General features: G+C 56.0%; 25 protein-coding genes and 1 pseudogene. 11 read left to right on the top strand and 15 right to left on the bottom strand.

The window, feature by feature from the left end:
* Positions 1-15 precede the first annotated feature (15 nt).
* The 4 genes from DSM3645_RS17055 to DSM3645_RS17040 form a co-directional block, all read right to left on the bottom strand.
* Positions 16-1,389 carry an IS4 family transposase gene (locus DSM3645_RS17055; RefSeq protein WP_002651881.1) on the bottom strand — a complete coding sequence of 458 codons (1,374 nt, stop codon included), beginning with the start codon at positions 1,387-1,389 and terminating at the stop codon, positions 16-18.
* Positions 1,373-3,022: a hypothetical protein gene (locus tag DSM3645_RS17050; RefSeq protein ID WP_002653502.1), complete on the bottom strand. Its 1,650-nt coding sequence runs from the start codon at positions 3,020-3,022 to the stop codon at positions 1,373-1,375. The genes DSM3645_RS17055 and DSM3645_RS17050 overlap by 17 nt, the downstream gene beginning before the upstream one ends.
* Positions 3,023-3,291: 269 nt before the next feature.
* Positions 3,292-3,609 carry a hypothetical protein gene (locus DSM3645_RS17045; RefSeq protein ID WP_002653501.1) on the bottom strand — a complete coding sequence of 106 codons (318 nt, stop codon included), beginning with the start codon at positions 3,607-3,609 and terminating at the stop codon, positions 3,292-3,294.
* A 270-nt stretch (positions 3,610-3,879) separates the two neighbouring features.
* Positions 3,880-4,392 (bottom strand): hypothetical protein, encoded by a 513-nt coding sequence (locus DSM3645_RS17040; RefSeq protein ID WP_002653499.1) that lies wholly within the window; start codon positions 4,390-4,392, stop codon positions 3,880-3,882.
* Positions 4,393-4,760: 368 nt separating this feature from the next.
* Between DSM3645_RS17040 and DSM3645_RS17030 the strand changes: the two genes are divergently transcribed.
* Positions 4,761-6,335 carry an ABC-F family ATP-binding cassette domain-containing protein gene (locus DSM3645_RS17030; protein WP_040351918.1) on the top strand — a complete coding sequence of 525 codons (1,575 nt, stop codon included), beginning with the start codon at positions 4,761-4,763 and terminating at the stop codon, positions 6,333-6,335.
* A gap of 514 nt (positions 6,336-6,849) precedes the next feature.
* Here DSM3645_RS17030 and DSM3645_RS17025 read toward each other — a convergent pair.
* The 10 genes from DSM3645_RS17025 to DSM3645_RS16990 all read right to left on the bottom strand — a co-directional run bounded on the left by DSM3645_RS17025 (position 6,850) and on the right by DSM3645_RS16990 (position 10,686).
* On the bottom strand, positions 6,850-7,179 hold the full coding sequence (locus DSM3645_RS17025; RefSeq protein WP_002653496.1) for a hypothetical protein: 330 nt from the start codon (positions 7,177-7,179) through the stop codon (positions 6,850-6,852).
* Positions 7,180-7,214: 35 nt separating this feature from the next.
* A complete protein-coding gene (locus DSM3645_RS30490; RefSeq protein WP_154657809.1) occupies positions 7,215-7,364 on the bottom strand; it encodes a hypothetical protein in 150 nt (49 codons plus the stop codon).
* Between the two features lie 466 nt (positions 7,365-7,830).
* Positions 7,831-8,142: a hypothetical protein gene (locus DSM3645_RS17015; RefSeq protein ID WP_131282646.1), complete on the bottom strand. Its 312-nt coding sequence runs from the start codon at positions 8,140-8,142 to the stop codon at positions 7,831-7,833.
* Between the two features lie 4 nt (positions 8,143-8,146).
* Positions 8,147-8,320 (bottom strand): hypothetical protein, encoded by a 174-nt coding sequence (locus tag DSM3645_RS30485; protein WP_154657808.1) that lies wholly within the window; start codon positions 8,318-8,320, stop codon positions 8,147-8,149.
* A gap of 2 nt (positions 8,321-8,322) precedes the next feature.
* Entirely contained in the window at positions 8,323-9,117 is a 795-nt protein-coding gene (locus DSM3645_RS30245) for a class I SAM-dependent methyltransferase (protein WP_131282644.1), read from the bottom strand.
* Positions 9,114-9,632 (bottom strand): hypothetical protein, encoded by a 519-nt coding sequence (locus DSM3645_RS17005; protein WP_002653491.1) that lies wholly within the window; start codon positions 9,630-9,632, stop codon positions 9,114-9,116. Before DSM3645_RS17005 ends, DSM3645_RS30245 begins: the two co-directional genes overlap by 4 nt.
* A complete protein-coding gene (locus DSM3645_RS17000; RefSeq protein ID WP_002653490.1) occupies positions 9,629-9,988 on the bottom strand; it encodes a hypothetical protein in 360 nt (119 codons plus the stop codon). Before DSM3645_RS17000 ends, DSM3645_RS17005 begins: the two co-directional genes overlap by 4 nt.
* Before the next feature lies 1 nt (position 9,989).
* Positions 9,990-10,247, bottom strand: a complete 258-nt coding sequence (locus tag DSM3645_RS16995) for a hypothetical protein (RefSeq protein WP_002653489.1) — start codon at positions 10,245-10,247, stop codon at positions 9,990-9,992.
* A gap of 10 nt (positions 10,248-10,257) precedes the next feature.
* Positions 10,258-10,416: a hypothetical protein gene (locus tag DSM3645_RS30480; protein WP_154657807.1), complete on the bottom strand. Its 159-nt coding sequence runs from the start codon at positions 10,414-10,416 to the stop codon at positions 10,258-10,260.
* A gap of 60 nt (positions 10,417-10,476) precedes the next feature.
* Positions 10,477-10,686: a hypothetical protein gene (locus DSM3645_RS16990; RefSeq protein ID WP_040352735.1), complete on the bottom strand. Its 210-nt coding sequence runs from the start codon at positions 10,684-10,686 to the stop codon at positions 10,477-10,479.
* A gap of 641 nt (positions 10,687-11,327) precedes the next feature.
* On the opposite strand from DSM3645_RS16990, the gene DSM3645_RS16985 reads away from it, so the two are divergent.
* The 5 genes from DSM3645_RS16985 (at position 11,328) to DSM3645_RS16965 (ending at position 16,883) form a co-directional block, all read left to right on the top strand.
* Positions 11,328-11,528, top strand: coding sequence for a helix-turn-helix transcriptional regulator (locus tag DSM3645_RS16985; RefSeq protein ID WP_002653485.1), 201 nt, complete (start codon positions 11,328-11,330; stop codon positions 11,526-11,528).
* A gap of 351 nt (positions 11,529-11,879) precedes the next feature.
* On the top strand, positions 11,880-13,058 hold the full coding sequence (locus DSM3645_RS16980; RefSeq protein WP_002653484.1) for a tyrosine-type recombinase/integrase: 1,179 nt from the start codon (positions 11,880-11,882) through the stop codon (positions 13,056-13,058).
* Between the two features lie 513 nt (positions 13,059-13,571).
* Positions 13,572-14,747, top strand: coding sequence for a CHAT domain-containing protein (locus DSM3645_RS28540; RefSeq protein WP_002653483.1), 1,176 nt, complete (start codon positions 13,572-13,574; stop codon positions 14,745-14,747).
* A 1,257-nt stretch (positions 14,748-16,004) separates the two neighbouring features.
* Positions 16,005-16,274 carry a DUF3892 domain-containing protein gene (locus DSM3645_RS16970; protein ID WP_002653482.1) on the top strand — a complete coding sequence of 90 codons (270 nt, stop codon included), beginning with the start codon at positions 16,005-16,007 and terminating at the stop codon, positions 16,272-16,274.
* Between the two features lie 126 nt (positions 16,275-16,400).
* A complete protein-coding gene (locus tag DSM3645_RS16965) occupies positions 16,401-16,883 on the top strand; it encodes a DUF2321 domain-containing protein (protein WP_237564837.1) in 483 nt (160 codons plus the stop codon).
* Between the two features lie 348 nt (positions 16,884-17,231).
* On the opposite strand, the gene DSM3645_RS16960 is transcribed toward DSM3645_RS16965, so the two are convergent.
* A complete protein-coding gene (locus DSM3645_RS16960; RefSeq protein ID WP_237564836.1) occupies positions 17,232-17,627 on the bottom strand; it encodes a winged helix-turn-helix transcriptional regulator in 396 nt (131 codons plus the stop codon).
* A gap of 204 nt (positions 17,628-17,831) precedes the next feature.
* Between DSM3645_RS16960 and DSM3645_RS16955 the strand changes: the two genes are divergently transcribed.
* The 5 genes and pseudogenes from DSM3645_RS16955 to DSM3645_RS30685 form a co-directional block, all read left to right on the top strand.
* Positions 17,832-18,959, top strand: a complete 1,128-nt coding sequence (locus DSM3645_RS16955) for a Gfo/Idh/MocA family protein (RefSeq protein ID WP_040351915.1) — start codon at positions 17,832-17,834, stop codon at positions 18,957-18,959.
* 203 nt (positions 18,960-19,162) lie between these two features.
* Positions 19,163-20,047 carry a helix-turn-helix domain-containing GNAT family N-acetyltransferase gene (locus DSM3645_RS16950; RefSeq protein WP_202594954.1) on the top strand — a complete coding sequence of 295 codons (885 nt, stop codon included), beginning with the start codon at positions 19,163-19,165 and terminating at the stop codon, positions 20,045-20,047.
* A 345-nt stretch (positions 20,048-20,392) separates the two neighbouring features.
* Positions 20,393-21,168: pseudogene (gene mobF, locus DSM3645_RS31835) on the top strand (MobF family relaxase); the annotation flags it as partial.
* A 201-nt stretch (positions 21,169-21,369) separates the two neighbouring features.
* Entirely contained in the window at positions 21,370-23,067 is a 1,698-nt protein-coding gene (locus tag DSM3645_RS16945) for an ATP-dependent DNA helicase (protein WP_390072417.1), read from the top strand.
* A gap of 58 nt (positions 23,068-23,125) precedes the next feature.
* Positions 23,126-23,579: hypothetical protein (locus tag DSM3645_RS30685; protein ID WP_161603372.1), on the top strand; the 454-nt coding region annotated here is incomplete at its 3' end.

Genomic DNA, 23,579 nt, shown 5'->3' with positions numbered 1-23,579 from the left:
GGCACGAGATTAATTCTAAGCGGCTGTAGCATAACGGTTTCGGGGCGTTTGCATTAGCTTGTATTCCTTAGGCCGTCGCTTGAGTTCTCGCGGTTCGTTGCGGTCGGGACGGTTGCCGACTTCGAGCTGGCGGATCGTTTGCAGGAGGTTGCTCCACTGAGGGTCTCGCTGTTTGGGATTCCAGCGGAGCGCGGCGGCGAATTCTTCGACGGCTTGCAGCGCGCCGTTGAAGCTCAGACGCCAAGGGGGCAACTGGAACTTCAGCGCCGTCGCCAGCATCGCGGCACGCACCAGGTTGTAGCCGATCATGTGGCAGTGCAGTTCTTTGCGAACCATCGCTGGACTCTTGCAACGGAGGTGATCCATCTGCATCTGGATTTTCAAACTGCGGATATGCAGTTCCGCTTGCCAGCGGCGACGATACAAATCGGCCAGATCTTCCGCCGGATAAACGTCGCCTTGCAACAGCGTCGTCGCCAACGTGATTCGACGCGTACGAAAGCCTCGCTGCGTCACTTCATATCGCAAGTGACGAACGAGAATCGACGATGGATATTGGTCGTATTCGTCCGTCGTCATCCACGTCGGACGCTGCGGCTTGGCATAGCCCACGATCTGATCACAGTCGCCTTGTCGCAGTCCTCGACGAAAGTCGATTTTGCGACGATGATGCGCGCGAGCCACGATGTCGATCCCGCGCAGATCCGATAAAGCGAGCAACCAGAAACTGGCGTAGTACCGATCGGCGAGCACGATTTCTCCCGAGTGAAACTGCGACAAGAGCGTTCGTAAGAGCGACGTCTCGCCCGTCTCTTTCCCTGCGTAACGCCCCATCGCAAACATCGTCGCCGCTCCTGTCGCCAGTGAAAAAACTTGCACGATCCGCGCCAAGGGAAAGCCGCACCCAGGCTTCTGGTTTTCAATTTGCGGAAAGGCGGTTTGATTCGCTCGCGTGTCGGCCATCGTGACGGTCGTACCGTCGACGATGATTACTTCGCGCCCCTGGAATCGCCAATCGCCGAGGCCCGCTTCGTCGCACTTTCGCGCCGTCCAAGCGAGCAGCCGTTGGAACAACGCAATCGGCAAACGTCGCCGCGCTTGGCAGTATGAAGTCGTATCGCCGCTGCAGCGCGACAACCCCTGCGCCATGCGCCAGGCGTTGAGCCGCGTCACGACTTGCTGACAACTATGATCGGCGGATAGCGTCTGCATCACGAACATCCAAACGACGATCATCGGCGAATAAATGCGCTCGCGAAACGAGAAGCCGATTTCGTGACAGATCGCGGCGACAACGCCGCTGGGGAGCAAGAGCTCGCTGGATAAGTTTGAAACGTCACGGAACTTGCTTTGTACATCCTGCGGCGAAGCGTTAAAATGATCGGACACGGCGGGGCCTCCTGAAACGGCGATTGTTACACCACCAATTCAGCGAAGCTCCGCCGTCTTTTTCAATCATCTTGCTTAAATTGCAGTGATGACCACTTGCTGTCGCAAGATCTTGCGACAGCAACTTCCGCCGATTACCGCATGCTGGGGCGGAGGCTTTAAGCTCGTGCCATTCGTCATAGGCGCGGTTTAGTTCGCGGCGGGCTTGCTCGCGGTGATCCTCGGGCCAGCCTTCGTTCTGCGATTGCAGGACGCAGCGAGCCTTGTCGCGCAGTTCGAGCAGAGCGGCCAGTCGCTTGCCGGTCATCGTGCCGTTCGATGTTAGCTGCGTGCCGCTATAGACGACGGGGATGCCCTGGCCGCCGTCGATCTGGTAGAGGACGCGGTCATCGCCGACAAAAAAACTTCCTTCATTGAGATGACGTTCGGCAGGTGGTGGAACGAAGGATGGCGGCGCTGTTTTCTCTCTCTTCGATGTTCGGCTTGGATCGAATTTCGGAAGGCGTTCAATAGCTTGACTCAGTTGCTCGGTTAGCTCGCCGCTACTCTCCAAGCTAAAACCGGTGCCGCCATAGAGCGTGTCCTTGCGGCTCCAGCTGCCCAGCACCATCTCGGGATGATTCAGGAAGTAGCGATTGACAGGGACTTGCGCGCCATCGATCTCCAGTGGGACGACGCCCAACCAGTCGGGATCGACGTGATGTGCCGGTTCGCCCGGCGCACGCTTGCGCAGAAAGACGATGTCGGTGACAACGGCGGTACCTTCACGCTTAAAAGCGTCGGAGGGGAGGCGGATCGCGCCGACGAAATCGACCTTATCCGCCAGGTACTCGCGAATCGCGGCGTTCTGTTTGTCGAGCGTGAAGTGCGACGTGACCAGCGCCAAGACGCCACCCGGTTTTAAGGCGTCGACCGACTTGGCGAAGAAATAATCGTGGAGCGAGAATTTTTGGCCGTGATGATCGAGTTTCAGATCGGAGAACGGCACGTTGCCGATCACGGCGTCGATACCCGCGTGGGGTAATTTCGTGTCGTGAAAACTTTCGATGCGGATATCGTGCTGCGGGTAGATCGCCTTGGCGATGCGGCCGGAGATCGAATCGAGTTCGACGCCGATAAAACGCTGGTCGGACTTGCCGTATCCTAGAAAATTGCCGATACCGCAGCCAGGTTCCAGGATGGTCGCCTCATCAGAGATACCCAACCGGCGTATGGCATCATGGATACCCCCAATGACGATCGGCGACGTATAAAAGGCGTTGAACGTGGTCCGTTTGGCGCTGTCGTATTCGTCTGGGGTGAGGAGCGTTTGTAGCTCCTCCCCCAGTGCCTGCCAGCCGGCGTCTTTATAGCGCCCGCTGACGGGTTCGGGAAAAATCGAAAGAGCGACCGGGCCGAAGCCGGAGAACCGGGCAAGGATTTGTTTTTCTTCGGAAGTGGCCGGGCGCTGCTGTTGCTCAATGGTCTTCAGGGTGCGGATCGCGGCGAGAATATCGCGGGCCTTGGCCTTTTCTCCGCTGGCTATTCCATTGGACGCAGCGGGGAGTTGATCACGGGCGCGGTGCAGCGAATTAGCGGGATCGCGCCGGTGAGTAGGGGGTTCGAGTTGCAGGCTAAGTTGTGAACCTTCCATTCCATGGTCTCCTTCGATCGTTGCCGGCCCGCTCTGCGGGGCCTGACGGCCGGAAGAAAACCCAGTCTCCAGCCGGGGCTCGGCTCGCGCAGCGACCGTGCCAGCGGAAACTTGGGGGAGACCTTCCGGGGGAACCGGGTTTCCGCTGGCATGGCTCGGCGGGTTGGGTAACGTGCCGTCAGTAGAAGCCCCGAGCGGGGCGGACGGCGTCGAAGAAGGAGCGGGGGTGGGGCGGTCGAAGTCGAACAGCGATTGCTGACGAAGGCCGCTTATTTTTTCAGCGTGTGACGGCGGATGAACGCCATCGCCCTGTCGAGAGAAAGAGCTTCGGGTTCGTCGGCCGACGAAGCGGGAAGCAAGCGATCTTCCAGTTCTTGCAAGGCCATCTCCAAGGCTTCCGACGAGATTAGTACGGGGTGGCTGTCGGTCCGTGTGCGCGCGAGTTGCTCCTTGTACGTCTCGTGGAGAGTCTTCAACTCCGTCGCCAGACGATCCAGTGTTTCCAGTGGATTCTCCTCGATTGGGAGATGTTCTTTGATGCCCGGTCGAAATTCCAGCATTTCCATCACGATCGTCTTGTACTGCATGGCTTTCTCCTTCCGCGTGAGCTGGAAATTGTTCTTGTTGGTCAGTCGATTCGGCTGGCTCCGGCGGGAAGAGCGACGGCTGTCGCGGATCTGGGGGCCGGCGCCGCCGCATGGTCAGTGACCCTCAGGACGATACGTCCTGCCTCGTGCCTGCCCAGGTGCCTGTTCCTGCCCTGATGATTGGCAGAAAAAGACTTGCCTGGCAAGCGTGGAATGATCCTGAACGAAGCGCGGCATACGGACCTGCTTTCTTCCCGAGCAGCCTGCCGCTCAGAACGGCACTTCCTGGCCAGAGTCGATCCCTTTGGCCTGCCGGACCATGCCGCGCACTTCCTGAAAAAGCCGCTCGGCTTCAATCCGAGTCGTCATCGCCGAATCGGGATGGATCGGGTGAACCCACATCAGGTCGCGGGAATTCCAGCGGTAACCGGCCGATTTGATGAGATCCAGCACCTCTTGGGGCGGCTTCTCCTCAAATTTGATCGCCATTTGGCGATAGCGACGGCTCTCGAAGAGACGAACGCCAGCGACAACGTCGCCAGCAATCCCGAACGGATCGGGAGCGACCGCCCGGCCGCGCTGCTGTTGGACACGTTCGACAAAACTCGGCTGCGGTTCAGGCGCCTCGGATACCGACAGCGCCTCTTGCGCGGTGGTAGTAGCTAGTTCGGACTGAACTGGGGTTTCTGTTTCTGTGGGTGTGGTTCCTTTTGGGGTGCGTTTACGTGCCATATCTTCCTCCGTGAAATCGTTGGGGTTTTCCTCAACCCATGATTCGACCATAGCACGATTTGAATCCTTCGCGCAAGAGTCTGAGTGCGGGTTTCAGTAGGTTTGATCGTTTGAGTGCCGCAGAAATACAGGTGACGCAACAACTGTTGATGACGGAAAGGTGCAGAAAATCAATGCTTTGTGCATTGCACAAAAAAGTTCTTTGTCGATAGTTCTTTTTTCTCAATAGTTGTGATTGGCGGCGTGGATGCCGCCGAACGAAAACGACCGAGAACGAACTCAAGCGAATCCGCGCGAACCCAAATCTTGCAGGCGGTGTCTTTCGCTCTGTTCGTGTCCTCAAACCAGGTGATACCCATGAAGTTGACGAAGTTGACCGCTGATATTCCGCACACACCGTCACCGGAGACTTCGTACTCATGGCCGCATCTATCCTTCTGTCTGATCTCACGTGGTCCACTCCCGATGGTCGCACTCTCTTCAGCGACCTGAATGTCACATTCGGCATGGTGAAGACTGGACTTGAGGGTCGCAACGGAGTGGGGAAAACGACCCTTCTCAAACTCATCACGGGTGAGCTTGAGCCGCGTTCCGGGCTGGTCACCGTCAAAGGTCGCCTGGGAATTCTCCGCCAGACGCTTCAGCCGCATCCGGGTGAAACGATTGCCGATCTCTTTGGCGTTGTCGATGCGCTGGCCATCCTGCGAAGAGCCGAATTGGGCGAAGCCACCGACGACGATCTGAATATCGCCGACTGGACGTTGGAATCCCGCATCCGTGCCGCCTTGGATCGCCTCGATCTTCATGTGTCGGCCGAGACTCTTCTCCAAACGCTTTCGGGTGGTCAACGAACGCGGGCCGGACTTGCCGCACTCGTCTTTGCGGAACCCGATTTTCTCTTACTTGATGAACCGACCAATAACCTCGACCGAAACGGTCGTCAAACAGTCATCGACTTGCTGGCCGGATGGAAGTCAGGGGCTGTCGTCGTCAGCCATGACCGAGAGTTACTCGACACGATGGAATCCATCGTCGAATTGACGACGCTCGGCGCAACCCGCTACGGCGGAAACTGGACGACGTACCGCGAATTGAAAGCCCAGGAGTTGGCCGCAGCAGAACGATACCTGGCTGACGCCGAGAAGCGGATCGCCGACGCGGCTCGTGTCGCCCAGGAGCGAACCGAACGTCAGAACCGAAAAAACTCAGCGGGTCGGCGAGATGGGAAGAGCGGCGGAACACCGCGCATCATCCTGGGTGGCAGGAAAGACCGCGCCGAAGACACCACTGGCGGGAATGCAAGACTCGCCGAACACCAACACGAACAGGCCATGCAAGCTGCTTCAGAGGCCCGCGAGCGGATTGAAGTTCTCCAGCCATTTACGGTCAAACTACCGCCGACTGGTTTGCCCTTGGGCAAGCGAGTTCTGGAAGTCGTCAAGGCAACGGCAGGTTACCGACCAAAACAACCCGTCATTCGCGATCTTTCGCTGACGCTCACCGGGCCAGAGCGAGTTGCCGTGATCGGGCCAAACGGCACAGGCAAGACGACGTTTCTGTCTCTTATCACGGGGAAACTCCATCCATGGAGTGGGACGGTCGAGATGTCAACGCCCTTCGCATTGCTCGACCAACAGGTGAGCGTACTCGACCCGTCGGCCTCCATTCGGGATAATTTCCGGCGGATCAACCCGCAGGCGGACGAACAGACCTGCCGATCTGCCTTGGCCAAATTCATGTTCCGGGCGGACGCCGCGCTGCAAACGGTTTCGACTCTGAGCGGTGGGCAGGTGTTACGGGCGGGGCTTGCCTGTGTACTTGGGGTTGCTCCCCCTCCGCTGCTGATTCTCGATGAGCCGACGAACCATCTGGACATCGACTCCATCGAAGCGGTAGAGGCCGGACTGCGAGCGTTCGACGGGGCGCTATTGGTCGTGAGCCACGATGAAACATTCCTAAAGGCCATTGGAATTACGCGGCGGATTGAGTTATGAGCTGCTGCCTCACGAAGGAATTTGCCGACGATCTCTGGGAACCAGCGTGAGCGAGCTGAAAGATGGCCTCTGTTAGGCTCGTCCAACGCGGCTTTCAGGCGTCTGACCGGCGAATTTCCCGGGGAAATTCCACCTATGCTGTGCATAGGGAAGACGCCTGAACGTTTTTATGCTTTTGCTTTTCGCATTTTGTCTCTCCCCGCATCGGTTTGGCAGGGAGGCCGATTCATGCTTCTGGCAGGGCTGAAATCAGGGAGAAGCCAACCGGTAAGGAGACCGGTTGGCGATCCGAGTCGGGGAGGGAATACAGGGATTCCCAGTCGGCTCACAATGCTCACCGATCAGGGAGAAGCGGCAGCCGAATCCACCTTGTTGCCGGATTCGGAATCGTTGTCTGATATGCTGCCTATGCTCGACTTTTCAGCAAGACTGCCATTCCGTCGTTGAATGTCCTCATAACGCACGGATGCCGTATTACGAGTGGGGCATCCGTGCGTGCTCAGGGCCTTGCCATTTATGGCTCGTTCTCAACAGTCGGCATCGGCAAATGCACCTGAATACAGGCACCCTTTGGAATGGGTTTGCTGCTGATGAGATAGCCAATCCGGTTGACGTGATGAAAGCCGCCGACCAGGTACATGTCGCCATCATCACCGTCGATGAGCGTCCAGACAAACCGGACATCCTGTCCCCGGACAAATGCCAACTCTTCGCCGTAGGTTTCAAAGAGGCATCCGGGGCCGTCGCCGATGGCCCAGCCTGCGTGCGAATTAAGGTGATTCGAGACCAGCGGAAACCTCTGGTCGAATTCGTCTTCGGTCAGTTCGATGAACGTCTCGGTCATGATTCGATTCCTTTCGCGGTGAAATGGTAGACCGCTTACGCGAAGCGGTCGCCGTATGTTGCGTCGTCGAAGCACTCGTCATCGAGACGGCTGGCCGGGGGGCCGACGAGGTCGCGTATTTCGTCCGGGTTCCAGTCGAGGAAGTCGGTTGAGTCAGACAGTGGCAGGTCGAGAATGGTAGGCATGATGATCTCCTTGTCTTTACGATTCAGGCCGCCCCATGCGGCCTTCTGGGGGCAAAGACAAGCCGACCCAAAGTCAGCGGCGTTTACGCGTACCTGCAAGCGAAAGGCCGAAGGCTTCCTTTAGGAAAGCGGCCTTGGCAGCTTGCAGGCGATGACGGGCGGCTTAAAGACTCCGGTGAAGAAGGCCGATGGTGGCTGGTCGTAGAAAGCCGGTTGAGAAGAGGTGATGGCCATTGTCTGCCGTCGCATTGTGAAACAGCTACGGCATCATCACGGAATCGGCACAACGCAAGCTACCGGTTGCGGTGGTTCCTCGCTGCCAGTTCCTCCTCATAGTACGCATAGGCCCGGCGACGGGTGGCTTCCTGGTCGGGTGGTCCACCTTCTATTGCAGCCTGATCGACGAAGGCGGCAAACGCGCAGCCAAGGAACAGGTCGTCCCAGAAATCATCGTCCCTCATGACCGCTATGCCTCCTCGTTTGCGCCAGCAACAAATACCGCCAGATCGCCATAGAAGCAACCGTCCCATTGGATCATGTCATCGGCGGCCACGAGCCACACTTCCTCCTGGCCGGTTTCGGCATGGATGCGGATATTACCGCAATAGGTCATGGCGTAGTGCGAAAGTGGCCCGAAGACCGGACCGGCAATGCCCCAGTCATTCATTTCCTGATGGGGGTCCGTGCGACCATGAAACAGCCGCAGGTACATCTTGCCGGGAACAAGGATTGTCCCCGGCGATACGATGAGTCTTGAGACGAGAGCAGAATCGATCATGATGTCACGCTCCTTTGCCTGGTGTGATTGGACGGCGTTCCAGGATGCCATTGGGCAGGATTTCCTTGACCCATCGCCTCTGCTCAAGATCAGAAAACAGCAGGAAGGAACGGCGCTCAGCCTGCTGCGCGTCTGTTGCGGTAATGTCGATCTCGACGTTGATTCGGTAATGTTTCATGGCTAGCTCCTTTTGGTTGGTGGTTTTTCGAAGATCATGCAGGTGTCGTGAAGTCCGGGGATGAAGGACGAGCGATAGACTTTCTTGCTACTGCTGGCCCCGTGACTGAACCGGATGATGTCGGTGCAGTGCTGGCTTAAGCCCGTTGCAAAAGCGAGTCGCTTGGTGTGATGGGTCAGCGGGACGTAGCCTTCATCGCGGTCACTGTAATCGCCCATCAGGATGGCCAGCTTGCCGCCCGGCTTCAGACTGCGGGCACAATTGCGAATGAACTGTCCATAGCGGCGGAGAAAATGCTCCAGCGTGGGCGAACGGGACAAATCCCTTGGATCGTCGGCATAGAGTTTCATGCGCCAGTAGGCGGGATGTGCCCAGATAAAATCGAAACTGTCCGGCCCTGGGAACTCTGCCGGGTCACACGCATCGAATCCCGTATGGATGTCGAACGCCATGCAGGGGATGTTCATTTCATCGCATACATCGCGGCAGGTGCCGGAACCCGTCATGGGGTCAAACACCATGCCTGGTTTGAAGTAGCTGAGCAGGTCTTTGATCAGGTTGCCGCCACAATTGCCCGGATAGCTGCGGTCGCCATATTCTCCGGCACGGTGGAAGTGATAGAGGCTGGTCAGATGCGGAACGGGACTGCCGTTACGCGGGGCACGTGGCAGCCTGGCAAAAACGGTCTGGTCACACGCCTCGCCCATAGAATTTTCTGGCCTCGTTGCATCCCGTTTGGCCATGCGGCGTGCATAGAAGGGATTGATTACGTCGTGCTTTGAAGTGTGCTGTATCATTGGTCGGTTCCTTTCATAGTGTGGTTGGTGGGTGAATCGGAATTGTCGTGTGGACTGGTCTCGCAGGAGTAATGCATGCGTGCCCGGTCCAGTTCGTCTTCGAAATGGGTTCCCGTGCGGTCAGCCAGATGCATCAGGTTGCACAGCAGGTCGGTCATGGCCGATTCGCGGTCAGTACCGGCTTGCGATATGAATGCCTCCAGGCCGTAAGTGGCCCAGTCGGCCCGGCTGTCGTTCATGCCTTCCGGATCGGATGGCAGGCCATCGGTTCCATGCGTCTGGCTAAAGGACGGCGGGCGACATTCGTCTTGCGGATCGTCATTCAGTTCGTTGACGTAATGCCGACAAGCCTGTGCAAAGGAGATGTGGAAGTCTTCGCCATGGGCGTCGCACCAGTGCATGGCGTCGGCAAGCAGGTCGATGAGTCTCTGCTGATCGCTGCTCCAGTCCTTGCACCAGGTCAGGATGTGGCCAAACCGCATGGTGCGGCGGGCAATGTGGGTGCTTACTTTCATGGCTGGCCTCCTTTGTCCGAAGGCTCCGGGCCAAACAGAAGATGTGCCTGGCAACGCAGCACTTCCCAGCTGATGCCGAGATTGGCGTCATGCTGATGCTTGCAGGCTTCGAGTACCTGCCAGCATTGTTCCTTATTGAGGTCCGGCCTTACTTCACGCACGTCCTCGATGCTCCAGATAAGCGCGATCTGCGATCGCTCAGCAAGCCATGCCTCAATATCAATCTCGTGCCGGGCGATTTGGCCATCGAGCCATTCAATGACTTCCGACGGCACATGAAACGCTTCTTCGTCGGCCAGGGCTTCACGGACGCGGTTGAGAGTTGTCAGGTCAAGAGTGGAAAATGGTATTCTCATGCTATGCTCCTTTCTCGTTTTTTTGGCAAATCGCCTCACGCAGATGTGGCTCGTAGCGATCACCCCGCCAGGAATTGACGCCGAAGGCGATATTGCCGATGGCCAACTTATCGAGGTTGAAGACCGCGACATGGTGTTCTTCATCGAAGACGATGCTCACCATTCGGCCCTCGTCGGGATCACGAAAGATCAGGACGTGAAACGGCGCGCCGCAGATGCCGTTGCGGTGAAACTGAATATTTTCGATGGATAACTGCATGGCCGCCTCCCTACTTAATGTGGTTTATCTGGAAACGGAACTCCGCGAACTCGCGTTCCAGGTCGTCGTAGATGGTATCGAATTCCGCATCCCAGTCGCGGTCGAGGATTTCGGCCAGTTCTTGCATTCGGGTACGGATCGAGAATGTGGATTGGTGTAGGTTGCTCATGAGTTGATTCCTTTCGGTTGAGGGGCGAGCCTGATTGCCCGCCCCGTGGTTGATTCGTGATTAGTCTTTCTTCTCGCTGGCGACGCGGAGGGTGATCCGGCCATCAAGCGGAACGCTTTCGAGCTGGATGTTGAAGCCCTTGCCGTCTTTGTGCTGCCAAGCGGCGCCGATGCGGGTCCAGAAGCCCTTGTCGCCTTTGCCATCGCGTACCTGGTAGGCGACGTGCGTTGGGGCTTTGCTGGTGGATTCGGATTTGTTGGTCTCGGACATGTTGATGTTCCTTTCTCGTTCTTCGTTTTCAGCCGCGACCATCGCGGCCTGATGGCACCCGAAACAAAGCCGCTTGAGTCCGGGGCGGAGCGTGTGGAGCGCACCGGGCAAGCTGAAAATTGGGGGCGACCTTCAGGGGGAGCCGATTTTCTGCTTGAGCGGACCGGCGGCGGCTTTAGGCGTGCCCGTCAGGAAGGCCGCTGTGGTTGGAGGAATGACGCAGAGAAAGAAGGCGATCTCGTGAGACCGGAATGCATCCGTTCGCACAAGGCAACCCAACTCGCCGATCTTGCGACGGACGAAGGGAATTGCATGGATAGGAACCGTTGGTTACCGCAATGCAGCTGGCTGCACACAGCAGCACTCGAATGCTCCGCCTTCTAGTGGAACACACGCTCGCCAGCGAAATGAGACTGCCCAGCATCACAGGCGTTCGGCAGCCCTCGGTATCACCGACCAAGAATCACAAACGGTTGTAAAACGGACATAATCCAACTCAATCGCAGGGACGGCTGGGAGATGACGCATTCGCAAAGCGGCTGTGAGTGCGATTCTTCGAGACAATCGGGGCGAAATCGTGCTATTCTCAAAGAATGTAGGCATGGCAGAGACCGGCCATCAACGCAGACAGGGATGTGATTATGAATGAGATTCCAGAAACGGGTTTTCTGCGCTTGCCGCAGGTATTGAGCGTCATTCCGCTCGGAAAAACATGCTGGTGGGAAGGGGTGAGATCGGGACGCTTTCCGAAGCCGGTCAAGTTGTCGGCACGCTGCACAGCCTGGCGCGCCGAAGACATCCGCGAGCTAATCAACGCTCTGTCCGAGCAGACAGAGCAATAGTTAATGACACGACCACTCTTTATGATCTACTATTTCCCGACACGATGGGCAAAATACCTGGCATTTATGGTTTCTCCTAGCCGCCAACAATCGGGGGTCGATTTGGGGGTCGCGCTTTCCCGCACGCGTAAACTTGCGATGGTAAATCAAATGCTTGTCCCATGACTTCGAGTCTTCTTGGCCGCACCATAGCATCATCCGCCGACATTCTTCTCTGTCCGGCAAGGCGGAGTGGAAGCCAATCCGGTGCTACTTGTCGGACCGCATTTGTCCGCAATGAATCGTTGACATTCGCGCTTTACTGGGGGTAACTGTTGGGGTCGTTTTTTCAACCCCAATGGAGTTACCCCCATGACGCTCACCGATGCCGCCGTGCGCAATGCTAAACCTAGAGAAAAGCCTTACAAAATTTTCGATGCTGGCGGTTTGTTTCTGTGGGTTCAGCCATCCGGCGGAAAGTGGTGGCGATACAAATATCGCTTTGCCGGAAAGGAGAAACTTCTGGCGCTCGGCTCCTATCCGGATATCAGCCTCGCCGATGCGCGCGAGCGTCATGCTCTGGCCCGCAAAGTCCTTGCCAGTGGCAACGATCCGGGAGAGGTTAAAAAGGATGCGAAGCGTCTGGCTCTCCTCAACAGCGTCACGACCTTTGAGGCGTTGGCCCGCGAATGGTGCGAAAGCCGCAGGCATAAATGGGTCACGAGCTACGGTGAAGCCATGTTGACGCGGCTGGAATCTCACGTTTTTCCTAAGATTGGCTCTCGCCCCATAGCGGACATTACTGCCCCAGAGCTTCTGGCCGTGCTCCGCATCGTGGAGTCTACGGGGGCGCTGGATCTGGCGCAGCGGCTTCTCCAGGCGTCGGGGCAGATATTTCGGTATGCCATCGCCACGGGGAGGGCCGAACGGAACCCAGCGGTTGATTTGCGGGGAGCTTTGAAGCCTCCCGTCAGAAAACATCAGGCCTATCTCAAAGCCGACGAATTGCCCGAATATCTTCAAAAGCTGGATGCGTACGACGGGAGTCTGCAAACCAAGCTGGCCCTCAAGTTCCTGCTACTGACGTTCGTTCGCACCGGGGAATTGCGCGGGGCGGAGTGGAAAGAGATCAATCTGGATGAGGCCGTATGGCGTATTCCGGCCGAACGAATGAAGATGCGATCCCCGCACATCGTCCCCTTGTCACGTCAAGCGGTGGACGTTCTGAGGGAATTGCATCCGCTTACAGGCCAGTGGCGATTCGTGTTTCCCAACCAGCATAAACCATCTGGCTGCATGAGCGAGAATACGATGCTCTTCGGTTTGTATCGGATGGGTTACCATTCCAAAGCGACTGGACATGGATTCCGTTCCACTGCCAGCACGATTCTCAACGAACACGGCTTTTCACCGGACGTGATTGAAAGACAACTTGCTCATGTGGAGCGAAACCAAGTCCGGGCGGCGTATAACCATGCTCAGTATCTGCCCGAGCGTCGCGAGATGATGCAGTGGTGGGCGGACTTCATTGATCAAATGGCTATAAGATGAGCGGCCCAATGAAAAAGATGCGAGAACCCAGCGGCTGCATCTGATATTCGAAAAAGCCGTCGGAGCGGGCGCGGAAACAGCAAAACAGCCTTTAGCCATCGATCTGACCAATGGAAGCAGTTTGAATGGGTTTCTAAGCGGACAAGGATAATGCTCATTTTCACGATGCAAGTGATGCAGGTCGGTTCGACATGGGTGTGAGCAGACTCGCTCTGGATTCCAAACTATTCGGACCTGACATCGAGGCGACCGGCGATGGGGCTACTTGTCCGCCGCGTTGAGCGGTACTTTCGCCCGGCAGGCACCAACGGAACCTTTCACTCTAATGGATTGGCCAAATCCGGTTCGATTTGGTTGATTTGACTACCTCCGAAAAAGTATACTGGGCGGCAACTGTTGAGAAGTATTTCGGGCGCGGACACTATCCCGAATAGTCGCGACAACTCAGGGTTTACTAGGTGCTAGTTAAAATAGTGTGATTTGTTTCGCCAATCTTGCTAGACAGGTGCTTGCATGCCAGATACCAACATACTTTTGGTTTGTGCGAACCCGCGCGGAACTGACAGCTTGCGCACGGCGGAAGAAGATCGTACATTGCGCGAATCAATACAGCTTTCGCGTCATCGTGATAAAATCAACATTCGGACCTTAAACGCCGCGACTATCGATGACCTCAGACGGGCTTTGCTTGATAATACATTCGATATAGTTCATTTTTCCGGTCATGGCACTAAGAATGGACTCGTCTTTGAAGACACGAATGGTCGGTTGATGGTTCCCGCGTCGGATGCTCTCGCCGAACTCTTATTGCGCCGTTCGGTGAAAACCGTTCTGCTCAACGCATGCTATTCTCTTTCGGTTGGAAGACTCACATCAATGGGTGCGGAATTCACAATCGCAACTACGGGGCCAATTTCGGATCCCGCTGCGATTGAGTTCACACGCGGTTTTTACGACGCTATCGGCGCTGGTTACGATGCCGCCGACGCTTACGATGAAGGCATGTCGACGGCGAAACTCAAGGAATTACATATCGATACGATCCTACTTCGATCTGGCGAGGAATATGCCGCACCCGATCAGGTTGCCTCACCCTCGGTGAATACTGACACTACGCTACCGCGCACCCTTCTTGGTATCGCTGTCGATACATCCGGTTCAATGACTTCGAGTATTCAGAACAGTTCGGGGAGTAACCTCTCGCGCTTCCGGAGTGTTCAAGAATCGTTGACGGACATTGGCACTCAAGTTCGTGATGAATTGTTGAGACGTCGTGAGAATGTTGATGATCAGTTCCGGGTCTTCATCTATGCTTTCGGAATGCGGATCGGGAGCGGGGTGGCTGACATCGCCAGTTTGTGGCGGGCATCAAAGAACATCGACTTGACATCAGAGATTGAGACTCGAAAACGACGGTATGAAGAACAGGGTCGGCAGCAGGCAGCTAAATACGGCCCTCTCGCTGATCTCGCGCGGCGACATGGGTTTGGTGGTATCGTTGACACCCTCACCGACGCAGCAATGTCCTCTGCTCGCGAAAAGATCGTTGCCGAAATTGGCGATCAGGTTTTGTCGGAGGCTGATCGAATTGGGGATTCGAATTTGACGGCGCAAGAATTGTGCGAAGTATTTGAGACGGAACGGTCCACTGCAGACCACGGGTTCTTGAACACGTTATATACGGCCTAACACCAATGGCAGCCGCGGCACGGGAGGTCATGGCACGATTCCGTCGTGCAGATCCAAGCGATTACGATCAACGGACTCTTCTAGTGATATCAGATGGTTCTCCCACCGATGGTGATCCGCGCAGCACTTTTTCGGATATTAAATCTGATGGGATTACGATCGTTTCATGCTTTGTCACAAGTGAGGACATCGCCGACCCACGAGTTTTACTCGGTTCACCTCAGCCAACTTGGACAGATGGCGCAAGACTCATGTGGGATATTGCGTCGGATGTCGACGAATCTACTCCGTTTGCACGCTATCTTTTGTCGCAGGGTTGGTCTATTGAGCCTGGGGCGCGGCTGTTTGTTCAAGCGAATCACTCCGAAGTATTAAGTGAATTCGTGCGGCTAGCAGGAAGCCATTTTACTGATCAATCAATAGGATTGCTTCCAAAGGGACGATGACGAGAAAAGTCCGGATTTGGATGCGGAGGCATCGGAAACCTTATTCTGCAAGGGTTAATCCTTCGCTCTTCATCGATTTACGCCGCCGTGATTGTGAGACCGAAGAGAATGGAGATCGCTCCAATCTGCGTTTGGTTGAAAAAGTGGCGTGGTTTGCGACTCCCCGAGACTGATGTCGGTGGAGAATACCTATATGTCTGCGGGATCAGCTCGATTCCATCGCGTTCATCTTCACGGAGTACGCTCTCAACTCACGGCCTCTGACCTCGCGATTCATAAAGGCTCAGGCGTTGCGGCGAGAATTAGGTATGTTTAGTACTTGGAAGGCTGTGTCCAGCCGAGGGGAAAATGCAAAAAAAACGTATGAATCGTTGTGCCATCTGATTTATGCGCATAAGTATTCCGGACAAGCCGTGTATGGGAATCCGCGAGTATCGATAGGATGTGTTGTTCGAGAGTGTTGTTGTCAAAAGCCGGTCGAAACCCTTCATCCGCCCGCCGCGTCCTGACTAAGGAGGGCGTGTCATTCAGCACTTAATCCAGTAGAAAATAACGGTTCGAAATCGGTCCCTAACTGGGTGTCATTGGGTGCGTTAGGCGGTGAAGCCGAAGCCGTTCTGCAATCAATTGCCTTCCGAAGGTGGGCCATCCTATCATTTGGCCAAACGGGAGCGAATTCGCTACAATACTGGCTCTAGCTCATCCACAACAAATGTGCATAAGAAGCTATAGCACGTCTTATCTAGATTTTTTGTGTCGAACTACTAGTTCGAATTTTCAAACTCTTCCTATTGGCTTTGGAGAATCAAAGATGGCAGACAGGAAAGTAACACGTTCCGCCAAAGACAGCGATGGCGACATTACCGCTCTATGCAATACCGGTCAATCGTGGTCACCTCGGCAGAAAAGGGACGCGATCAATGATATCGAGAACGGCATACATTCGTATTTTGTTGAAGGGTCAAGGGGACGCGTGGACATTCGCGTCGTCAACGGACAGAGCGGAAAATACCTTCGCACTGACCCAGACAAGACCTCAAAGAACAATCTCGATGACCTCCTGATTGCTGAGATCGCCTAACAAGTCGCTACAGTTGGCCCGCCACCCCTGCGCGATTTGCTTTTGGAACGGCTACACTACTTGCAAGCCGCTTTCGTTTCGAGGGTGGGCAACTGAGCTTTAGCGTTATTCCGTAGGAGCCATCCGTTGAGAGAAGGATACGACGTTGCACAAATCTGCATGAACGGACACGTAATCGCGTCTACGGCAGGGTCCAGCCCAGAGTTTCGCAAGTCGTTTTGCGATAAGTGTGGCGAGACGACGATCATGGCCTGTCCGGATTGCCAATCACCAATCCAAGGCCATTATCATTGCCCTGGCGTTATCGGTTTCTTTGACTACGATGCACCGCACTACTGCCAGAACTGTGGCAAGGCGTTTCCGTGGACTACACGCGCCCTTGAAGCAGCGCGACAACTAGCGACCGATGACGACACGTTGTCTGCGGATGAGAGCGAACGTTTTGCAAAAGACCTTGAAGAAATAACCCGTGAAACACCGCAAGCAAAGGCAAGTGCAGGCCGTATCAAAAAGATGCTTGGCAAAATGACGGCTGGCACTGGGGCTGCCATCCGTGACATTCTTATCGATATTGCGAGCGAATCTGTCAGGAAGATGATTTGGCCTTAACAATTGACGGCACGGAATCACGGAATCACAATCCGATGCACGCGAGGCGGCGACGTCCGCGTCAGTGGTTGAATCACATGCGCCGCCCGCATGATTGGGCACGTTAGGCGCTGGAGGTCACATCGACCTCCAGCAGAAACCGCGGTTGGCAAATCTGCATCGGCGTGAAACTCCGACGCAGGTTAGTCGATTCCGCTCGCGACACAGGTGGGCGTGTCATTTGACTCTTAAAACTTCAACCAAGATCTCAACTTGTCCTTAAACACCGGTAAAAACCATTCTATAGCCAAACCGAAGAAGTCTAAATGGGTGGCCCTCGAACAGGTTTGGGGTTGGCATGCCTCAGCATTATTTCTGAGTCTTGGCGTCCGCCTTTCCGTCCAGATTCCTCTTTGAAGCACTCGCCTTGCGACGGCGAGTAATTTTCTTCAGGGCGTCAGCATGTTCTTCGCCCCAGGCATACAGCATTTCGATCGGTTCGATAAACAATTGCCCGAGCGGCGTTAAGGAGTACTCGACCATCGGCGGCACGACGGGATATACCTTGCGGGCGATCATCCCATCCCGTTCCATCTCACGGAGTGTTTGCGTGAGCATCTTCTTTGAAATGCCCGGTAGCGTCCGTTGTAATACGCCGGTTCGACAACAGCCGCCATGCAGATGAATCGCGTGCAAGACCATGCTGGTCCATTTGACGCAAAAAATTTCCAACACGCGCCGTGGAATACAGTTCTCGTCCAGCACGAGCGATTCAGGGTCTTTCATGATGCCACCGTGTCGTTGCTATGTCACCAAATGGTAACTACGTCCCAATTTAGTACCTTCTCGACATTTTAGATTCAAGGGAATAGTGTTGCCATAGTTAACGCAGCGACGCTTTGAGGAATTGGGTTTGGCGACCAAGTCCGAGATGACGTCAGCGTACAAAACCACAGAAGGAGAAGGCTGATGACAATGTCGAAAATTCGTGTCGGACTGGTAGGAGCGGGGCAATGGGCGCGTTTCGGTCACATACCGGTGCTTCAGCAGTTGCCGCAATATGAGTTGGCGGCCGTCGCCACGACGCGACGAGCCACGGCGGACGCAGCTGCCGCAGAGTTTAACGTTCCCTCCGCCTATGATAACTTTTCGGAGCTTGTCCAGCAGTCCGACGTCGACCTGGTCGTCGTGAATACCCGTGCGCCCGAGCATTTTGTCGTCGCTCAGGCCGCGATCGACGCAGGAAAACATGTTTATTGCGAATGGCCGCTGACAACTAATACGATTGACTCAACGACTCTCTTGGATGCCGCAAGCCAGGCCGGAATTCGACACGCGGTTGGACTTCAGCGCCGAATGGCCGCCAGCAGCCGCTACCTGCGGGAATTGTTGGAGGAAGGGTACGTCGGCCAGGTTCGCTCCCTGCACTTGCATGTGAGCGAGCCGACGTTCTATCGCCAGCGAGCCGATGTGCTGGCCTTCACGGCGCCAGGTGAGAACTTCTCCAGCGTCCTTTCGATCTACGGAGGACACTTCTTGGATATGTTGTTTTGGATCTCCGGATGGCCGAATGAAATTGTCGCTGTTACGACGAGCCAGTTTGATGAAGTGACATTGACCGGTACAAACGAGGTGATTCCCTCGTCGGCGCCGGATCAGTTGCTGATTAGCGGAACTTACACTTCCGGCGCCGTTCTTTCAGTCCATGTGGAAGGGGGTAAACGAAACGGCTTTGGCGTTCGTCTGGAAATCACGGGAACGGACGGCGATCTGCGTTTGACTTACGGAGAGGCTTTTAGCAATACGCGAGACGGACGCATTGAAGGCACCCAAGGAGAGCGGCAACCGATGGTTGAACTGGCGATTCCTGAACGCTTGCAGTGGGCACCGCAGTTGAAAATGGGCGGCAGCGTGCGGGAGCTTGGCAATCTCTATGCAGCCTTGGCGGCAGACATGGCCGCAGGAACCAGCAATGCGCCAACCTTCGCCGACGCCCTGCCGATGCATCAGTTTCTGGACCTGGTCGAGGAGTCCTCGAAAACCGGCAGGCGAGCGATATGGAATAGCAAGCTTGATTCATCCATCAACGCTACTTAAAACCGAACCAGCACTATCCCATCACTCAGAATCCGGTTTCGGCATGGTTCACTCCTAGCTGTTCCATCGCTCTTGACATGGTTGCACAATGCAACTATCCTGAGCGGATTATGGGAGCAACGAAGCGAAAGTCTGACTCGAGCGTGGAACTGGTTCTTCCGTTGAGGGAAGCGTCTCGTCGACTCGTTCGCGAACTCGGTTTCTTGCGGCCGACGTTGGCGAATAGCGGTTACGGTCCGTCCGCTGTCCATGCGATTTTAGAGATTGGCAAAACGCCCGGGGTTCAGGCCCGCGACTTAGCGACGACGTTGCGTCTCGACAAGTCGAGCATGAGCCGACAATTGACCAAGCTTGAATCTGCTGGTTTGGTGCGGCGGGAACCAGCAAGCGATGACGCCCGGTCCTATTATCTTTTCTTGACAGATGTCGGTCAGAGTCTCCGAAATCAGATTGATCGGTACGCCTCTGCACAAGCGAAGGAAGCGCTGCGTCAGTTGAAGACCGCCGACCAGCAGGCACTGGTTCGATCTCTTTCCCTCTATGTTGAGGCACTCAACCAAAACGGGGAAACGTCGCCTCGTTCCGATGAAAAAATCGACGAATGGATTCAGGAAGGATACGTTCCCGGCTGTATTGGTGACATCGCTAGTCTGCATGGACGATCTTACGCCCATGGTTGGGGGTTTGGCATCTTCTTTGAAAAACGTGTCGCCACGGAATTAGCGGAGTTTGCAGCGATGCTTCCGGCACCCGGGAAAGGTCTTTGGCTGTATGTGAAAGAGGGGCGAACGCTCGCTTCGATCGCTATCGATGGAAATGATGACGATTCGCATGTTGCGCATTTGCGTTGGTTTATTGTCCACGAGACGCTGCGCGGCATGGGAATTGGGCGTCATCTTCTCGCACGGGCGTTAGAATTCGCCGATGAGCATTTTAATGAGACCTATCTTTGGACTTTTAAAGGCCTAGATACGGCCCGTCATCTCTATGAGTCGTTCGGTTTTCAACTGACGCAGGAATTGCTCGGTTCGCAATGGGGCTCGACTGTTGTCGAGCAGCGATTTGATCGACGGGTTCACAGGGCTTGAGCAGGACTGATCCACTTGCATAGCGCCGACAAGCGCGAAGGCTATCCCATTTCTCGCCAAGCGAATTCTCTAAGCAGTTGGCGTCTTTTGCAGTCCACGTAAGTGCTTTGCATGACTCATGCGAAGACAAGCAAATCCTTTCGCTCCAACTGTCTTGCCAGCCGCAAAACAAACACGGTTAAAGCTCCAGAATTTCAGGAGAAAAGAACGATGATGCGATCACGTGGCAACCATGTTGCCGCCACGTAGCAAGCTGCCGAATCTTCCCCAAATCGGCTCTCAGAGCCAGAGAGCAGAAAGGCGTTAAGGAAGCGTTAACGAAATTGTGCCATGATAAAATGAGGCATGATTCGCGTCTCGCAACAGAACAGCGCCGCCGGCGCCAAGCGTTATTACGCCACGGCCGATTATTACCTGGACGGTCAGGAACTTGTCGGCCAGTGGGGCGGCAAAGGCGCCCAGCGGCTCGGTCTGTCTGGGACGGTTGATAAAAAATCGTTCGAGCAGCTTTGCGATAACCTCGATCCCCGCAGCGGCCAGCCGCTGACCGTTCGTACCCGGGCGGAGCGGACCGTCGGCTACGACTTTACGTTCTCGGTTCCCAAGTCAGTTTCCTTACTTTATGGGCTCTACGAGGATCAAGCCATCCTGACTGCATTTCAAGAGGCGACGCGTGAAACGATGCGGGAAATGGAAACGGAGATGAAAACCCGTGTTCGCAAAGATGAGAACCGTACGACAAGCAACATGGTCTGGGCGGAGTTCATTCACACCACCTCGCGTCCTGTCGATGGTATTCCTGATCCGCAGCTTCACGCCCATTGCTTTGTTTTCAACAGTACGTTCGATCGAGAAGAAGATCGCTGGAAGGCTGGCCAGTTTCGGGAACTGAAACGCGACGCGCCTTATTTTCAGCGGCATTTCGCGTGCGACTGGCGAACCGCTTGCAAGAGTTGGGCTTCAGCGTCGTCCGCAAACGGGATGACTTTGAGATCGCCGGAATGCCCCAGGACATACTCGGGCGGTTTTCACGGCGGACGGAACGGATCGAACAGATCGCCCAGGAAAAAGGGATCACCGACGCCGATCGCAAGGCGGAGTTGGGCGCCGAAACGCGCGAACGCAAGGGTAAAAATCTCAGTCTCGCCGCACTCCAAAAGGAATGGCGGTCACGGCTGACGCGGGACGAACAGGACTGGATTGCAGAAGTGCACCGCCGCGAAGCAAAACCGGTTCGACCAAGCCCGGGAGAACGCTCGGCGGTCGATCATGCCGTGGAGCACTCCTTTGTTCGGGACGCGGTCGTTCCTGAACGGAAGCTGATGACCGAAGCGCTCAAGCGAGGGCTGGGCGCCGTGACGGTCGATCGCACAGAGCAGGAACTGAAACGGCGTCCGCTGATTCGCAGCCAGGTCGATGATCGCGACATGGCCACGACGCGGGAGATGCTCGCGTTGGAATCGAAGATCGTCAGCTTCGCCCGCGAGGGACGAGGACGCTGCCGACCACTCGGCGATCCAAAACGTCCACTTACGCGGGATTGGTTCAATGAAGGGCAACAAGCGGCGGTGCGGCATGTGCTGGGCTCGCGTGACCGCGTGATGATGATTCGCGGCGTGGCCGGGACTGGTAAAACGACGCTGGAACAGGAGATCGGCGAAGCCTTGGCCGAGACGGGGAAACCGGTCGTCGCCTTGGCGCAATCGGTAAAGGCCAGCCGTGAAGTGCTCCGTCAGGAAGCCGGTTTTGCGGAGGCCGATACGGTCGCCCGATTCTTGAAAGACGCGGAGATGCAAGCGTCGGCCAAAAACGGCGTCATCTTGGTGGATGAGGCGAGCCAACTCGGCACGCGGGACATGCATGCGGTTTTCACCGTGGCCGAATCGGTCAACGCTCGCGTCTTGCTCGTCGGCGACCGCCGCCAACATAAGAGCGTCACGGCGGGGGAACCCTTAAAACTGCTGGAAGAACGAGCCGGGCTGCCGGTTGCGGAAGTAACCGAAATTTTGCGACAGCAAGGCGACTACAAGAAAGTGGCCGAGCATTTGAGCGAAGGACGTGTCGGTCCGGCGTTTGACGAACTCGACAAGCTTGGCTGGATTCGTCAGGTCGCCGATGACCAGCGTTACCAGGAACTGGCGTCCGCCTATCTGGCAGCAATTAATGAGCAAGACAGACATGGCAAGCGAAAGACCGCGCTGGTGGTTTCACCGACTCATGCCGAGGCGTCTCGCGTGACCGACGCCATTCGCAAATCGCTGCATGCCAGCGGGCTGCTTCAGGAAGAACGAACAGTCACGACCTATGTTTCCGCTCATCTGACCGACGCCCAAAAACAGGACGCCACCGAGTACGAATTGGGCGACTTGATCCAGTTCCATCAAAACGCCCCCGGATTCACTAAAGGGACGCGGCTCGTGGTCGACGAGACGCCGCCGCCAACGGACCTTGCCGACCGGTTCGAGGTCTACCGCGCCAAACCTCTAGCCTTGGCGGTTGGAGACCGCATCCGCATCACGGCGGGCGGCAAAACCAAGGACGGAAAACATCGCCTGAGCAATGGGGCGTTATTTACGGTCGAAGGATTTACGGCGCACGGCGATCTCTGTGTGAATAACGACTGGATAATCGATCACGATTTCGGTCACCTCGCGCATGGCTACGTTACCACCAGCCACGCCAGCCAGGGCGCGACGGTCAATAAGGTGTTCGTCGCAATTGACAGTGAGTCGATGAAAGCGACCGACCAGCGAACCGCTTATGTCGCCGTCACGCGCGGGAAAGAGCAGGCGGTGATCTTTACGGACGATCATCTTGACCTCTTGAAAGCCGCCGCCCGGGCTGACAAGTCTCTCTCCGCCATGGAACTGGCCGAGCCCAAACCGGAAACGAAACCGACTCCGGCCGAAGTTTTTGCTAACCGCAGACGGCGCGGCGCAAGATCCGTTTCATCGGAGTATTCGCCAATCGTTCCATCAGCACCAGAACGCCCAACCAGGGAGCCAGATCGTGCGAGATGATTCGACAACTCATACGGATCGTGTTTCCGGCAACCCGCATCTATCGGGCAGGATGCCGGTGAATGCCCCCAAAGGCCAAGAAGGAGGTGAGGGGACTTGTCCGGCGTTCGGCTATTTGCGCGGCTTGCACGAGCGGGCAAGTTCGATCGAGTTCCGCCTAGCCAACGGCAATAGCATCTGGTTCCCCTATGGCTGGCTCGGCACCGTGACGTTTGATCCTTCGGCGGGACTGCTCATCAAATTTTCCGGCGATTTGATCTATCTGGTGTTGGTCCAAGGCAGCAATTTGGATCGCGCCGTCGAAGGGAGCGGGATTGATTTGATTCGCGCGGGCTTGCAGCGGCATCGCGTTCTTTGGATTCGGGAAATGGCAGAAGACGATATTGCGGATGTTGAAGATTCGAGCCCTACGATCGACCGAATTGAGATCGGCGAATTCGAATCGCACGATGCGCTCAAGCAATGGCTTGGCAAGGAGGCCCCCGCATTCGTACAGACGCTTGGGCACAGAT

The organism is Blastopirellula marina DSM 3645 (assembly GCF_000153105.1).
GTDB classification, from domain to species: domain Bacteria; phylum Planctomycetota; class Planctomycetia; order Pirellulales; family Pirellulaceae; genus Blastopirellula; species Blastopirellula marina.
Note: the sequence above shows the minus strand (reverse complement) of the source record. Positions and strands in the feature narration are given on the sequence as shown.